Source organism: Piscinibacter gummiphilus (assembly GCF_002116905.1).
GTDB classification, from domain to species: Bacteria; Pseudomonadota; Gammaproteobacteria; order Burkholderiales; family Burkholderiaceae_C; genus Rhizobacter; species Rhizobacter gummiphilus.
Map to the genome: position 1 here is coordinate 4,392,902 of NZ_CP015118.1, position 13,910 is coordinate 4,406,811.

Annotated in this window: 14 protein-coding genes; 8 read left to right on the forward strand and 6 right to left on the reverse strand. The window is 69.1% G+C overall.

Annotated elements, in window-relative coordinates:
* Positions 1-42: 42 nt before the first annotated feature.
* Genes tolQ through A4W93_RS19930 form a run of 3 tightly spaced genes read left to right on the forward strand, consistent with a single transcriptional unit; the run spans position 43 to position 2,086 of the window.
* Positions 43-756, forward strand: a complete 714-nt coding sequence (tolQ, locus tag A4W93_RS19920) for a protein TolQ (protein ID WP_085752264.1) — start codon at positions 43-45, stop codon at positions 754-756.
* A gap of 3 nt (positions 757-759) precedes the next feature.
* Complete coding sequence (locus tag A4W93_RS19925; RefSeq protein WP_085752265.1) at positions 760-1,185, forward strand: ExbD/TolR family protein; 426 nt, start codon at positions 760-762, stop codon at positions 1,183-1,185.
* Between the two features lie 25 nt (positions 1,186-1,210).
* Positions 1,211-2,086: a cell envelope integrity protein TolA gene (locus A4W93_RS19930; protein WP_085754251.1), complete on the forward strand. Its 876-nt coding sequence runs from the start codon at positions 1,211-1,213 to the stop codon at positions 2,084-2,086.
* 9 nt (positions 2,087-2,095) lie between these two features.
* Here the strand turns inward: A4W93_RS19930 and A4W93_RS19935 are convergent, their stop codons facing one another.
* The 5 genes from A4W93_RS19935 to pcp form a co-directional block, all read right to left on the reverse strand.
* Positions 2,096-2,812 carry an anti-sigma factor gene (locus A4W93_RS19935; protein ID WP_237357584.1) on the reverse strand — a complete coding sequence of 239 codons (717 nt, stop codon included), beginning with the start codon at positions 2,810-2,812 and terminating at the stop codon, positions 2,096-2,098.
* Entirely contained in the window at positions 2,809-3,360 is a 552-nt protein-coding gene (locus tag A4W93_RS19940) for a sigma-70 family RNA polymerase sigma factor (RefSeq protein ID WP_085752267.1), read from the reverse strand. The genes A4W93_RS19935 and A4W93_RS19940 overlap by 4 nt, the downstream gene beginning before the upstream one ends.
* A gap of 50 nt (positions 3,361-3,410) precedes the next feature.
* Positions 3,411-3,953: a DUF3455 domain-containing protein gene (locus A4W93_RS19945; protein ID WP_085752268.1), complete on the reverse strand. Its 543-nt coding sequence runs from the start codon at positions 3,951-3,953 to the stop codon at positions 3,411-3,413.
* 110 nt (positions 3,954-4,063) lie between these two features.
* Positions 4,064-5,245 carry an NAD(P)/FAD-dependent oxidoreductase gene (locus A4W93_RS19950; protein WP_085752269.1) on the reverse strand — a complete coding sequence of 394 codons (1,182 nt, stop codon included), beginning with the start codon at positions 5,243-5,245 and terminating at the stop codon, positions 4,064-4,066.
* 97 nt (positions 5,246-5,342) lie between these two features.
* Positions 5,343-5,966 carry a pyroglutamyl-peptidase I gene (gene pcp, locus A4W93_RS19955; protein WP_174694891.1) on the reverse strand — a complete coding sequence of 208 codons (624 nt, stop codon included), beginning with the start codon at positions 5,964-5,966 and terminating at the stop codon, positions 5,343-5,345.
* Positions 5,967-6,759: 793 nt separating this feature from the next.
* Here pcp and A4W93_RS19960 point away from each other — a divergent pair.
* The 3 genes from A4W93_RS19960 (at position 6,760) to A4W93_RS19970 (ending at position 11,131) form a co-directional block, all read left to right on the forward strand.
* Positions 6,760-8,643 carry a GspE/PulE family protein gene (locus tag A4W93_RS19960; RefSeq protein WP_085754253.1) on the forward strand — a complete coding sequence of 628 codons (1,884 nt, stop codon included), beginning with the start codon at positions 6,760-6,762 and terminating at the stop codon, positions 8,641-8,643.
* A 172-nt stretch (positions 8,644-8,815) separates the two neighbouring features.
* Positions 8,816-10,648, forward strand: coding sequence for a methyl-accepting chemotaxis protein (locus A4W93_RS19965; protein WP_085752270.1), 1,833 nt, complete (start codon positions 8,816-8,818; stop codon positions 10,646-10,648).
* Between the two features lie 267 nt (positions 10,649-10,915).
* Positions 10,916-11,131, forward strand: coding sequence for a putative motility protein (locus tag A4W93_RS19970; protein WP_085752271.1), 216 nt, complete (start codon positions 10,916-10,918; stop codon positions 11,129-11,131).
* A 42-nt stretch (positions 11,132-11,173) separates the two neighbouring features.
* Here A4W93_RS19970 and A4W93_RS19975 read toward each other — a convergent pair whose 3' ends face one another.
* Positions 11,174-11,677 (reverse strand): hypothetical protein, encoded by a 504-nt coding sequence (locus A4W93_RS19975; protein WP_085752272.1) that lies wholly within the window; start codon positions 11,675-11,677, stop codon positions 11,174-11,176.
* 253 nt (positions 11,678-11,930) lie between these two features.
* On the opposite strand from A4W93_RS19975, the gene A4W93_RS19980 reads away from it, so the two are divergent.
* Both A4W93_RS19980 and A4W93_RS19985 read left to right on the forward strand, forming a co-directional pair.
* Positions 11,931-12,335: a VOC family protein gene (locus A4W93_RS19980; RefSeq protein ID WP_085752273.1), complete on the forward strand. Its 405-nt coding sequence runs from the start codon at positions 11,931-11,933 to the stop codon at positions 12,333-12,335.
* Positions 12,336-12,647: 312 nt separating this feature from the next.
* Entirely contained in the window at positions 12,648-13,634 is a 987-nt protein-coding gene (locus A4W93_RS19985) for a hypothetical protein (RefSeq protein WP_157131709.1), read from the forward strand.
* Positions 13,635-13,910: the final 276 nt, after the last annotated feature.

Sequence of the window (13,910 nt, forward strand, 5' to 3'; positions counted from 1 at the left end):
GGCGTCTGACCGTCGCATTCCCCGAGCCAGGACACCGCCCGAATGAACCAGGATTTTTCCATCGTCTCGCTGATCATGAACGCGAGCTTCGTCGTCAAGCTCGTGATGGCCGGCCTGCTGCTCACGTCGCTCGCCAGCTGGACGGTGATCTTCGGCAAGCTCTTCGGCCTGCGCAAGGTGCGCAGCACCAACGAGGAGTTCGAGCGTGACTTCTGGACCGGGCGCAACCTCAACGACCTCTACAGCGACGCCGCCCAGCGCACCAACGGCGCCCCCATGGAACGCATCTTCGCGTCGGGCATGCGCGAGTTCATGAAACTGCGCGAGCGCCGCGTGGTCGACCCGTCCGCCCTGCTCGATGGTTCCCGCCGCGCCATGCGCGCCAGCCTGCAGCGCGAGCTCGACACCGTCGAGTCCAACCTCTCGTTCCTCGCCACCGTGGGTTCGGTGTCGCCGTACGTGGGCCTCTTCGGCACCGTCTGGGGCATCATGCACGCCTTCGTGGGCCTGTCGAACCTCCAGCAGGTGTCGCTCGCCACCGTGGCCCCCGGCATCGCCGAGGCGCTCGTGGCCACCGCCATCGGCCTGTTCGCCGCCATCCCCGCCGTGATCGCGTACAACCGCTTCGCGCGCGACATCGACCGCATCGCCATGCAGATGGACACCTTCACCGAGGAGTTCTCCAACATCCTGCAGCGCAACGCCGGCCAGCCCGCCCCGGCCGCCGCCACCGTGCCGGCCTCGATGGGACGCTGAACCATGCCCGCCGTCGCCGGACGCGGCTCGCGCCGCCGCACCATCGCCGAGATGAACATGGTCCCGTTCATCGACGTGATGCTCGTGCTGCTGATCATTTTCATGGTCAGCGCCCCGCTCATCACGCCGGGCGTGGTCGACCTGCCCACCGTGGGCAAGAGCAAGCAGCAGCCGCAGCACGTGATCGAGGTCGTGATCGCGAAGGACGAGACCATGAAGCTGCGCCTCGACAACAAGGAGAACGGCACCGCCACGATGAGCAACCTACGCCAGCGCGTGGTGTCGCTGCAGGGCGGCGACGACAACACGCCGGTGGTGATCTCCGCCGACCGCTCCGTCAAGTACGAACTCGTGGTCAAGACCATGGATGCGCTGCAGCGCGCCGGTGTGCAACGCGTCGGCCTCGCCGTGAAGACCACCGGTGTTTGAGTCCCGCCACCAGCCGATGCAGGACATGCAGCACCCCGTCCTGAACCGCGACGACCTGCTGCCCCGCCAGCCCGCCGGCATGGGCAAGGGCCTGATGCTGGCCATCGCGGCCCACGTGCTGCTCGTCATCGCGATCACCTTCAGCGTCAACTGGAGCTCGAGCGACCCCGCCGGGGTCGAGGCCGAGCTGTGGTCGGCCGTGCCGCAGATCGCCGCGCGCGGCGCGCCCCCGGTCGAGCCTGAGCCGGCCCCGGAACCGCCGAAGCCCGAACCCCGGCCCGAGCCGGTGCAGAAGCCGGTCGAAGCTCCGCCGCCCCCGAAGCCCGCCCCCGATCCGCAGATCGCGATCGAGAAGGAAAAGGCGCGCAAGGAGAAGCTGCAGAAGGAGAAGGAGGAAAAGCTCCGCGAGCAGCAGGAACAGGAACGCAAGGAAAAGCTCGAGAAGCAGAAGCGCGAGGCCGAGGACAAGAAGGCCGAAGAGAAGAAGCTCGCCGAGAAGAAGAAGCAGGACGCCGCCCGCCAGCAGGCCCAGCTCGACAAGCAGCGCCAGGAGCAGCTCGATCGCATCATCAAGCAGGCCGGTGGCGCCGCCAATGGTTCACCCACCGGTCAGGGCGCGGTGACGTCGGGGCCCTCCTCCACCTACGCCGGCCGCATCCGGGGCGCCATCGAGCCCAACATCACGTTCACGTCCGAACTCAACGGCAACCCCACGGCCGAGGTCGAGGTGCGCCAGGGTCCGGACGGCACCATCACCGGCAGCCGCCTCGTCAAGAGCAGCGGCGTGAAGGAATGGGACGACGCGGTGCTGCGCGCAGTCGACAAGACGCAGAAGCTGCCGCGCGACATCGACGGGCGCGTGATCTCGCCCATGATCCTCACCTTCCGCCCCAACAAGTAGGGCGGACGATCAAAGGGCCACCGTGCGGCCCACGTACAGGATCGGTCCGGTGGGCCGCCCGGTGGGCGACCCCGCCTCGGGTTCCAGCGTGATCTCGAACAGCTGGCGCGCCCCGACGGCGGGGAGCCGCTGCACCGGCAACTCGAGTGTCTGCCCGGCCCGCACGAGGCCGAGCGAGGTCGGGCCCGCCGCCCCTTCCGGCTTCGTCCAGAACTGCCAGGCCCGGCCCGCGGGGACACTGCCCACGTCGCCCACCGGCACCAGCCTCAGCGTGCGGCCGGCCTGCAACTCGACGACCCAGCCGGTGGACCGCTGGTCGGGGCTTTGCAGCACCGCGAGGTAGCGGGCGCCCGCCGGTTCTGGAACGGCCTGCCTCAGCAGCAGCGCGCCCATCAGCAACGATGCGGCCAGGCCGGCCGCACCCAGGCCCTGCCACAGCCGGAGCCGGTTCCACCAGGGGGGCGATGCCGGCTGGCGCCGAGGTGTCCGGGACACGGCGCCGACGGACACCTCGATCCGCCGCCACAGCGCGGGCGACGGCCCCACCGGGGACACCCTGCCCGTGAGCGGCAGCAGCCGGTCCTGCCAGGCGCCGACCCGGGCGCGCAGGTCCGCGTCGCGGCCCAGCACCGCCTCGAACGCGGCATGGTCCTCCGCGCCGAGCGTGCCCAGCACGTACTCCCCGGCCGCCCCGTCGCGTCCCTCGGCGTCGTCGAGTTCGATCACGCCAGGCACTCCTTCAGCGACGCGAGGCTGCGCCGGATCCACGACTTCACCGTGCCGAGCGGCGTGGCCAGGCGTTCGGCGATCTGCTCATGGGTGAAACCATCGACGAACGCATGCACGACACACGCGCGGCGCGGCGCCTCCAGGCGATCGAGGCAACGCTCGAGGCTGCCGGCGTCGAGGCCCCGGTCTTCCACCTCGGCGTCCCCCTGGACCGCGTCGGACCAGCGCGCCAGTTCGTCGGGCGCGAGTGAAATCACCCGGCCCGGATGGCGCACGGCCTTCAGCGCGCGGTGGCGCACGATGGTGTAGAGCCATCCACGCGCGGACCCGAGCGCGGGGTCGAAGGTGCCCGCATGCTGCCAGGCCTGCACGAACCCGTCGTGAACCACGTCCTCGGCCTGCTGGGGGTCGCGGACGATGCGCAGCGCCACGCCGAGCAGCCAGCGCGACTCCCGCTCGTACAGCGATCGCAGCGCATGGCGCTCACCGCGGGCGCAGGCCATCACGGCGGATTCGTAGTCGAAGGGGGCATCGTGCGAAGGCATGCGGTCACCGGCACTGGAGGTGCCGGTGACTGTAGCAGCCGCGCCGCCCGTCAAGCCGCCTTCCAGAAGATGTAGTCGGCCTGGTACGTCACGATTTCCTTGCGTCCCACGCCCGTGCCGTCGCACACCGCCGAGGGCGCGACGCCGCCCCGGGTGGCCACGCGCTGGATGTAGGCGACGCTGCTCATCGCGCCCATGCCGGTGGCCGGGTTGGCCTTGACCAGCTGCAGCGGGATGTTCCCGGCGGCGGCGGGGGCGACTGCGACCTGGGTCCCGGTGACGGCCGAGCCGTCGTTCGCGGCCCACGTCGCGGGCGGGCCGAAGTAGGTCCCGAGCTTGTTGCCGCTCCGGCTCTTCAGGTCGGCCTTCGGGCCGACGAACACCCATTCGAACGCGCCCGCCGCGTTGGCCTTGGTCCGGCACTCGTAGGTGATCTCGCCCACGCCCACGGTTTCGAGCGCGACCCGGTGGCCCGCCGGCACCTTGACGGCGTCGGGCAGGCCGTCCTGGCTGAACATCGGGGCGCCCGTGGGCGTGGCCGCGCAGGCGGCGAGCAGCAGTGCGGCGGACAGGGCGGTGAGGATGGACTTCATGGAGCGGCTCCTGGGGCAGTTGAGGGGTTGTGGCCGAAGCTCACTCCCCTACTAGCCCCGGCCGGATGCCGTGGATGCACCGGGCGCGAAAAAAACCCGCAGCGTCCGGCCTACTCGGGCCGCGCCTGGGCCTCCAGCTCGTCCACCGGGTGCCCCGTGGGCAGGAACGGCTCCTCGGGCTCCGCCGCCTCCAGCGGCGCGCCCGGGGCCCGCAGCGCCGCGAGGCGCTCGCGGTCGGCCCGCTCCTTCAGCCAGCCCACCCAGCGCCCGGTGACCGACAGCCCCCCCACGCTGGCCACGGCACGCCCCTCGCCCAGGTCGATCAGGTGCAGCCGGCCGGAGCGGCGGTGGCGCTTCACCAGTTCCCCGCCGGCGAGGAAACGCCGAAGGTTCAGCGACAGCGGCTCCTCGCCCCGCAGCTGCAGCCCGGCGGGCGGCCGCCAGCCGTCGGCCCGCACCGCGATCTCGCCGCTCGCGAACACCTCGGGGTGCGAGGGGCTCTGCAGCGTGTCGCCCACGAGGATGAAACCCTTCTGGCCGAGCTGCAGCCCGCTGTCGGGGGCCCAGCGCGGCGGGCCGGCATCCAGTGCCACCAGCGGCGCGTCGCACGCGAGGCGCAGGCCCTGGCCCAGCAGCATCTGGTTGCCGAAGAGCGCATCGCAGCGGTCCTCGAACAGCGTGACGCCGCCCCGCTTGAGCAGCTGGCGCACGCGGTGCTGGAACACCACGGGGGCATGGGGCACCGGCGCGCCATGGCCGGTCACCAGCGCCACGCGCGCCCGCTTGCCCAGCCGCAGGTGCACCGCGAGGGCCAGCTCGATGGCGGGTGCCTCGGCCCCCACCACCACCACGCTCAGCGCCTGTTCCGACGCCAGGGCGACCAGCGCGCCCCAGAGCCGCAGGAAGTGGTCGAAGGGCCGGTGGAACAACGCGTTCTCGCGGGCGCCGGCGATGCGGTCCCGGTCCGGTGCGGCGGGCACGTCGATGCTCAGCGCGTCGTACGCCACCGTGTGGCCGTTGGCCAGCGAGATCTGCCGTCGGCCGGCATCGACCGCGAGCGCATCGTTCTCGACCAGCGCCACCCCCGCCCGCGCCGCCAGCGGCGCGAGCGCGACACAGCATTCGGCCGTGGAATGCCGGCCCGAGATCCACCCGGCCACCATGGCCGGCGACACATGGCGGCCATGCGGCGCGACCAGGGTGACGCGCGTGCCGGGCAGCGGGGACGTGGCCAGGTCATGGAGCACCCGAAGGTGCGCCGGACCACCTCCCAGCAGGACAAGATGCTTCATGAAGGCAACGAAGAGACAGGTGTGCTGGCACGGAGTGTCGCACCCTTGCGGCCCCCCTCTTCCGCTCGACCCCTGGACGAGGGGGGCGTGACGCAGTTCACGCCGGCATCGCCGCCTCGATCGCGAGCCGCACCGCGGCCACCTGCGATTCGAGCGCCATGCCGGGCACGCCGGCGCGCCCCGCGGCCTGCCGCGGCAGCAGCGGCAGGTGGATGAACCCCGCCGGCAACGCACGGCCCACGAGGCGGTGCTGCAGCGTGTAGAAGACGTGGTTGCAGACGTAGGCCCCCGCGCTGCCCGACAGCTCCGCCACGTGCCCGTGCGCGCGCAGCGCCTCCAGCATGCGGGTGAGCGGCAGCGTCGAGAAGTAGGCGGCGGGCCCGCCGGCCACCACCGGGGTGTCGCGCAGCACGGCGCCGGCGTTGTCGGGCTGGACGGTGTCGCTGAGGTTGACCGCCACCCGCTCCAGCCGCAGGCCGGGCGCCCCGGCCGCCTGGCCGAGGCAGATCACGAGCACGGGCGACAGCGCCTCGAGCGCGCGGTCCAGGCCCGCCACCGCGTCGGCGTACACACACGGCAGGCCGAGGCCCACCACGGCGGCCCCGCCCACGTGTTCGCCGTCGAGCGCCTGCACCACCTCGAGGGACGGGTTGACGGTGTCGCCGCCGAACGGCTCGAAGCCGGTCAGCAGGATCTTCGGAGGGCGGCGGGTGCGGGTCACCACTGAATTGTGCACGTTAGACCGGCCATTTCCGGGGTTCGGCCGCCCCCTGCGTCCCTACCATCGAAGGCGCGGGCGCAGTCTGGTCCGCACACCGCCGGCGTGCGTCCGGCCTGCTCTTGAGGACGACCGCACCGTGTCCGATCTTTCCGATTTCGTGAACCTCGATTTCGACGGCGACACGCCGATCTTCCGCCCCGCGCCGGCCCCCGCCGAGAAGGCGCAGCACGTCGCGTTCCGCTGGCCCACCCCGCCGTTCGCCACCTACCCCGATGCCCTGGAGCAAAGCCAGGCGCAGCGGTGCGAGTTCGTGGGCGTCAACGGCAAGAAGGTCAACGGCCGCCTCATCTTCTTCGTGCCCGACGACTTCGTCGCCCACGTGCAGGTGCCCCCGGCCCGCACGACGATGCCGCTGCGCTTCAGCCAGTTCCGTTCGCTGCGCGTGCTCGACGCGCTGTCCCCGCTCGATGCCGGCGCAGACCGCCACGCCCCGCTGCTCGACCAGCGCCCGCGCAGCACCTACCGCATCACGCTGCCCGGTGGCGGCACGATGGAAGGCGAGACCATCGGCCACGTCGAGAACGCCCACGGCCTGTTCCTGTTCCCGCCCATCGGCGACGACGGCAGCGTGCAGCGCCTCTTCGTGCCCCGCAACGGCTACGCCGGGTTCGACGTGGGCCCGCGCATCGGCGAGCTGCTCGTCGCGAAGAACATGGTCACGCCGCAGCAGGTCGAGCAGGCCGCCGACATGCAGCAGCAGCTGCGCAGCCAGAAGCTCGGCGACATCCTCGTGATGCGCCAGGTCGTCACCGCCGAACAGCTGCTGTCCGCCATCGAGAAACAGGCCAGCATGCCGATGGTGCGCATCGGCGAGGCGCTCACCTCGCTCGGCATGGTCACCGACGAGCAGCTGCAGGACGCCCTCGCCCAGCAGAAGCAGGACCGCAACGTGCCGCTCGGCGAGCTGCTGGTGCGCATGGGCATCGTCTCCCGCGAGGACCTGCAGAGCGCCCTCGCGAGCAAGATGGGCTACCCGCTCGTCAACCTCGACCAGTTCCCGTTCGAGGAAGAGGCCGTGCGCAAGCTGCCCTATGCCGTCGCGGCGCGGGTGCAGGTGATGCCGCTGATGATCCGCGACGGCCGCCTGGTCGTCGCCCTCGACGACCCCGTGCGCCGCCGCGCCACGGTGGACGAGGTCGAGTTCATCACCCAGATGAAAACCGTGCCGGTGCTCGCGCAGTGCCTGAGCATGGAGGCCGTGCTCGCCAGCACGTACGAGAAGTTCGGCGCCGCCGGCGCCCGCCTGTCGCTCAACGTGATGGCCGACCCCATCCCGTTCGAGGTGCACGACACCGGCAAGCTGATGGAGACGCTCGAGAAGGAAGGCCTGGACGCGCTCGCGCCCGAGGACGACCGCCAGATCGAGCAGAGCGACAACTCGCTCGTGCGCCTGATCAACAACATGATCATCGAGGCCCACGCCGAGGGGGTGTCCGACATCCACGTCGAGAGCTACCCCGGCCGCGACAAGATCAAGATCCGCTTCCGCAAGGACGGCCTGCTGCGCACGCACCTCGAGCTGCCGCCGAACTACCGCAACGCGGTGATCGCGCGCATCAAGATCATGTGCGACCTCGACATCTCCGAGCGCCGCAAGCCGCAGGACGGCAAGATCAACTTCGCGAAGTTCTCGCCGCAGCACAAGATCGAGCTGCGCGTCGCCACCATCCCCACCAACAGCGGCCTGGAAGACGTGGTGATGCGCATCCTGGCGTCCGCCAAGCCCATCCCGCTCGACAACCTGGGGCTGAACCCGTACAACCTCAAGCACCTGAAGGAGGCGATGGAACGCCCGTACGGCCTCGTGCTGTGCGTGGGCCCCACCGGCTCCGGCAAGACCACCACGCTGCACTCGGCGCTGAGCCACATCAACGTGCCCGAGCGCAAGATCTGGACGGCCGAGGACCCGGTGGAAATCACCCAGCCCGGCCTGCGCCAGGTGCAGGTGAACCCGAAGATCGACTGGACCTTCGCGAAGGCGCTGCGCGCCTTCCTGCGCGCGGACCCGGACGTCATCATGGTCGGCGAGATGCGCGACGAGGAAACGGCCCAGATGGGCATCGAGGCCTCGCTCACGGGCCACCTCGTGCTCTCCACGCTGCACACCAACAGCGCCCCCGAGACGGTCACGCGCCTGATCGACATGGGACTCGACCCGTTCAACTTCGCCGACTCGCTGCTGGGCGTGCTCGCGCAGCGCCTCGTGCGCCGCCTGTGCAACCACTGCCGCACCTCCCGCCCCGCCACCGAGGACGAGGTCAACGAGCTGCTCGACGACTACCTGCACGTCGCCCCGCACGGCCACCCCGACTTCGACCGCGACACCGTGCGGCGCAGCTGGACCGAGCGGTTCGGCCGCGAGGGCCGCCTGATGATGTTCCACAGCCCCGGCTGCGAACACTGCGGCAACACGGGCCAGAAGGGACGCGCCGGGCTGCACGAGCTGATGATGGTGTCGCGCGAGCTGCGCCGCATGATCCAGACCACTTCGCGCGCCGAGCAGCTGCTGCACACGGCGATGACCGAGGGCATGCGCACGCTTCGCCAGGACGGCATCGAGAAGGTGCTCCAGGGCATCACCAGCCTGAGCGAAGTGCGGGCCACGAGCAACGTCTGACCGGCGGTCTTGTGCAGGGGTCTTGACCGGTGAAGTGCCAAATCCACCCGGGTTTACCCCTCAAGTCCCGTCCGGACAGGCCGTAAAGAACCGTCATCGAGTCCATTCAGTCGCGCGCCGCCCGTGCGCGCCTTTCCGTGTCCGACCGAGCCCCTTCCAGGAACCCTCGTCCATGAAATTCTCCGACTTCAAGCTGGGCGCCAAACTCGGCACCGCGTTCTTCGCCGTCGTCCTGCTGACCACCGCGGTGGGTGGGTTCGCGCTGCTCCAGCTGGCGCGCCTGAACGACAACAACGGCGAAATCACCGAGAACTGGCTGCCCGGCGTCATCGCCGCCACCGAGGTGCGGGCTTCCGTGAACATGGTCCGCTCGGCCGAAGTCGACATGGTGCTGGCCGTCGATGCGAAGCAGTCGGAGGCGGCACAGGCCAACTTCGAGAAGGCCACCAAGCGGCTGGACGAGGCCTTCACGAAGTTCGAAGCCCAGATCTCGTCGGACGCGGAACGCGAAGCCTTCAACGACCTGAAGAACGATCGCGTGAGCTTCGACGCCTCGCATCGCAAGCTGGCCGAGCTGGCCGCCGGGGGCGAAGCGCTGTTCCCCGTGGCCCGCGCGTGGCTGCAGGGTGAATCGCTGGTGTCGTTCCGCAACATGCTGACCAACGTGGGCAAGCTCACCGACGCGAACGTCGAAGGCGCCGACCTCGCCGGCAAACAGGCCGAGGCCACGTACCAGGCGGCCCGTCTCTGGGTCATGGGCTTCGTCGCCGCCGCCATCGCCATCGCCATCGGCATGGCCGTCTGGATCACCCGCCTGATCACCCGCCCGGTCGCCCGCGCCGTCCAGGCCGCCGAACGCATCGCCGCCGGCGACCTCACCGTCGACCTGCACACCACCGGCAAGGACGAAACCGCCGTGCTGCTGCAGACGCTGGGCGGCATGAAGGACCAGCTCGCCCGCATCGTGGGCGGTGTGCGCCAGAACGCCGACGGCGTGGCCACGGCCAGCGCCCAGATCGCCTCGGGCAACAACGACCTGAGCGCCCGCACCGAACAGCAGGCCAGCGCCCTCGAAGAGACCGCCGCCTCGATGGAAGAACTGTCGAGCACCGTCAAGCAGAACGCCGACAACGCACGCCAGGCCAACCAGCTCGCGATGGGCGCGTCCACCGTGGCCGTCCAGGGCGGTGAAGTCGTGAGCCGCGTCGTCGACACGATGAAGGGCATCAACGACAGCTCGAAGAAGATCGTCGACATCATCAGCGTCATCGACGGCATCGCCTTCCAGACGAACATCCTGGCGCTCAACGCCGCGGTGGAAGCCGCCCGTGCCGGCGAACAGGGCCGCGGTTTCGCGGTGGTGGCCGGTGAAGTGCGTTCGCTCGCGCAGCGCAGCGCCGAAGCGGCGAAAGAGATCAAGACCCTCATCAGCGACAGCGTCGAACGCGTCGAGCAAGGCACCACGCTCGTGGACCAGGCCGGCACCACGATGCAGGAGGTGGTGGGCGCCATCCGCCGCGTGACCGACATCATGGGCGAGATCAGCGCGGCCAGCACCGAGCAGAGCAGCGGGGTCGCGCAGGTCGGCGAAGCCGTCACCCAGATGGACCAGGCCACGCAGCAGAACGCTGCGCTCGTCGAGGAATCGGCGGCCGCCGCCGAAAGCCTCAAGGTGCAGGCCCGCGCGCTGCTGGAGGCCGTGTCGGTCTTCAAGCTCGAGCACGGCAGCAGCACCTTCGTGCCGTCCACGCCCAAGGCCGATCCGGCCCCGGTGGTGACGGCCAAGGTGGAGCCGGTGCTGGCGCCGAAGCCGGTCGTCGAGGCTCCGAAGGCCGAAACCCCCAAGGTGGAACGCCGCAGCCCGAACCGCGCCAAGAACGTCGTGCGCCCGGACTTCGCGAAGACCGAACCGAAGGCCCTGCCCGCTGCCGCGCCGACCGCGTCGAAGACCATTCCCACCGCCGCCGCGTCCAGCACGGGGACGGACGATTGGGAGACCTTCTGATCGGCTCGCGCTGAACGAACGAACAACCCGGCCTCGGCCGGGTTGTTCGTTTCGAGGATCCGCTTCAACCTGAACACCTCGCCGTCGTCCTGACCGTCGACGGCCAGGCCGACGAGGCCATGACCACCGCGCTGCGCAACAAGGCGTTCGCTCTGCCCAGGGAGTTTTTCATGGGCAAACTGTTTCTCGTGGTCGCGAGACGCTGAGCACCTTGGCGTCGCGCAGGCCCGGCCTCAGCCTCGCACGGGAAGTGCCGATAAGAACGGCATGGTCATCACCAACTCCCCCAGCGTCGGCGCCGCGGTCAACAGCGCCTCCAACAGCACGCCTGGCAGCGTCGGCGAAGCCGCGGGCGTGATGGTGCTCCGCAAGGCCCTCGACACGCAGGCCGCCGGTGCCGCGGCGCTGATCGCCGCGTTGCCGCAGCAGCCCGCGCTGGCCACGGAAGGCAATCTCGGGCGGAACGTCAACACCTACGCCTGACCTGCTCACGGCGAGCGGGAATCGCCGCGACGAGCGCGAGGTTCATGGCACGGCCCGATGGCACGCCATGCTCGCCTGAACGATGCGCCAGCCGCGCGAAGGCACCGGCGACGTGGCCCCAGACGGGTCGATGCGCTTGACGTCCACCGCGCAAAAGTCCGGCTTGCCGAAACCGCCGGAGGACCTGAAGTCGACCAGTTGGTACTGCACGTTGGCCTCAGGAACGAAGGAGACGGCGATGCGGCAACTGCTGTTGTTCATGCTGGCCGTGTCCAGGCCGAAGAACTTCTCCTCGCCGGGCACCAGGCGCATCGGGCGGGACGAGCCAGCCCTCGGCACCTCGGTGCGCCCTTGGACACAACCCTTGGCGTTGAACTGCAGTGCGTACAAGGCCGGGCCCATGGTAGACGACCCCTTGAACACCGCGGTGGCGGCGTCGGGCGCGTCCTCCGCCGGCGCCTGATGCTGCTTGCCAGCGCAGCCGATCAACGCAGCAGCGCAAAGAAGGGGAAGGGCACGGTGTGGAAGGTGTTGCAAGAACGGCATGGTCTGGCTCCTGGATGACGTCATCTTGGAGCAGAACCTTTGTCGCAACGGAGCGACCGCCGCAACCGCCGGTTGACCGGAAGGGTCTTCAGGCGCAATGCGTCCCGCCGTCGGGCCGGCCGCAGCGACGCCGTCGATCGAACGAAGCCGTGCGACTTGATCGCCCCGGCTTCCACTGCCCGGCCCGCGCTTGCGAGACAGGCCACCTCATCCCGACAATGTGCGCTCCGAAGCAGAAACGAGGAGCGTCTCCGTGCTGTCCCACATCTTCGTGAGCGTCCAGGACTTCGACCGGGCACTGAAGTTCTACACCGGGCTGATGTCCCTGCTGGGCAACGAGCTTCGCTTCAGTGAACCGGATCGGCCGTGGGCTGGCTGGCACTCCGTGGGCGCTTCCCGCCCGTTCTTCGTCATCTGCAAGCCCTACAACGGCGAACCGCACGATCCGGGCAACGGCCAGATGGTCGCGTTCCTGGCCAGGGAACGGGCCGACGTCGCCGCGGCCCACACCTATGCAGTCGACCATGGAGGCACCTCCGAAGGTCTGCCCGGCTTGCGGCCGGAGTACCACCCGAACTACTACGGTGCCTACTTCCGGGACACGGAAGGCAACAAGCTGTGCGTGGCGTGCCATGAGAGCGAAGGGCCGCACGCTTGATGAAAGTCGCTTCCCGGGGCAGCCTGTAGACGCTCTGGGTCAGCCTGGAGTGTCGAGTTCAGATTCAGACCTTCCCCCCCCAAGGCCGCCTCCGCGACCGGAATCGTTGAAGTGGCCGATGACCCCGGATCGTCCGCTACAACGTCCGAGCGTTTCGCCCCCGGAAAGAAATGGTCTTTGTGGCTCACCGCATGAGCCTCTGGTGCGGCAAGATGCCAAGCTCACCATGCAGCCCAGGCCGAGGTCTCGCATGCGACCTTCGGATCACCGACTCAAGGAGCGACAGAGATGCACAGGGGATCGTTCAGCTTCATGGCTTCCCAGGAGGCCTACGCCAAGGCATCCAAGCGCTGGTACGTGTCGCCGCTGCAGTGCGATTGCTTCTGGTTCGATCTGGTCGTGAATCCGCCGCAGGGGCCCGGCGTTCCGGAGCCCATCAAGGGACATTTCCAGGAATTGAAACGGCGAGTCGAGGAGTCTCTGGAAAAGAGGTTCATCTACCTGTACGGCTCGCGGAAGAAGGTCCGGCTGAATGCCCGGAAGCCCCTGAACCGAGGGTTCTTTCGCCGCCACGTCTCGGTGAACGTCCTCGTCGGCGCGGAGGGACGGCGTCGGCGCGTGCCGTGCGACCTCACTCCGCTCGGGATCCGTGATCCAGCAACCTGCCGGGTGCGGGCGACGGACAAGCTCCTCAGCGTTTCCCAGGACGGAAAGCAATGGATCTCCACGTCGATCCATGACTTCCTGCAGGTGTGCGCCCTTGAGGACATCGGGCTTTCCACCGACATCCACTACGTCGGACTCACGAAGAACCCTCACACCAGGCCCCTTGGCCGCGAGCATCGGGGTTATGGGGACATGGTCTATGGCGTCGGCAGCGACGACAACGACTTCTTCCTCTATGTCGCCGTGTTCAAGGTGATGACCAGCGCAGCCCACCCGGCGAGCGGCCTCAACTTTCTCGTCGCCAACGCCATGACCAATGAAGTTCCCGCCCAGCCGGAGGGGCAACTCATCGAAGGTGCGTTGATCGCATACTTCGACAGCGAGTATCAGGACGAGCAAGGGGCTGGGGAACGGGCAAAGCTCGAGGCGCAACTCCGCCGCCTTCAACGCGAACACGCCATCGAGTCCGTCGTCATCGATTTCGAGATCGAGGGAGACTCGCCCTACTATCGCCTGGGCTCGCGTGCGCGCATCGCCGCCCAGCGTCACGTGTTCCGTTGTCATCTTGTCGACGACCTGCTCGCGATCGAACCTCTCGGAGAGGCGTTCGACGCCAACGCACTTTTCGTTTGAGGGCCGTCACACGCCCTCCCCCGGCGGTACGCCCCGCGTCGCCAACGCCCTCCCAATCCGATGCCGATTCTCCGTCGTCTTCGGCGCATGCTGCGTGAACCACGACCGCACGTCCTCCTCCAGCCCGATGCCTTGCATTTGGTTGTAGAGAGCCTTCTTGAGCGGGCGCTCAGGGTGAGGTCTGGAGTTGCGGTTCAGATTTCATATGTGACCTCGACAGCGTGATCGAGAGGAACAGCGACAGGCGTCGGCCTCGCCGAGCCCAGTGGACCCGAT

What these genes read in the sequence shown, in the direction of transcription:
- tolQ (WP_085752264.1), top strand. Translation starts at nt 43, where the DNA reads ATGAACCAGGATTTTTCCATCGTCTCGCTGATCATGAACGCGAGCTTC.
- A4W93_RS19925 (WP_085752265.1), top strand. Translation starts at nt 760, where the DNA reads ATGCCCGCCGTCGCCGGACGCGGCTCGCGCCGCCGCACCATCGCCGAG.
- A4W93_RS19930 (WP_085754251.1), top strand. Translation starts at nt 1,211, where the DNA reads ATGCAGCACCCCGTCCTGAACCGCGACGACCTGCTGCCCCGCCAGCCC.
- A4W93_RS19940 (WP_085752267.1), bottom strand. Translation starts at nt 3,360, where the DNA reads ATGCCTTCGCACGATGCCCCCTTCGACTACGAATCCGCCGTGATGGCC.
- A4W93_RS19945 (WP_085752268.1), bottom strand. Translation starts at nt 3,953, where the DNA reads ATGAAGTCCATCCTCACCGCCCTGTCCGCCGCACTGCTGCTCGCCGCC.
- A4W93_RS19950 (WP_085752269.1), bottom strand. Translation starts at nt 5,245, where the DNA reads ATGAAGCATCTTGTCCTGCTGGGAGGTGGTCCGGCGCACCTTCGGGTG.
- A4W93_RS19960 (WP_085754253.1), top strand. Translation starts at nt 6,760, where the DNA reads ATGCGCCAGGTCGTCACCGCCGAACAGCTGCTGTCCGCCATCGAGAAA.
- A4W93_RS19965 (WP_085752270.1), top strand. Translation starts at nt 8,816, where the DNA reads ATGAAATTCTCCGACTTCAAGCTGGGCGCCAAACTCGGCACCGCGTTC.
- A4W93_RS19970 (WP_085752271.1), top strand. Translation starts at nt 10,916, where the DNA reads ATGGTCATCACCAACTCCCCCAGCGTCGGCGCCGCGGTCAACAGCGCC.
- A4W93_RS19975 (WP_085752272.1), bottom strand. Translation starts at nt 11,677, where the DNA reads ATGCCGTTCTTGCAACACCTTCCACACCGTGCCCTTCCCCTTCTTTGC.
- A4W93_RS19985 (WP_157131709.1), top strand. Translation starts at nt 12,648, where the DNA reads ATGGCTTCCCAGGAGGCCTACGCCAAGGCATCCAAGCGCTGGTACGTG.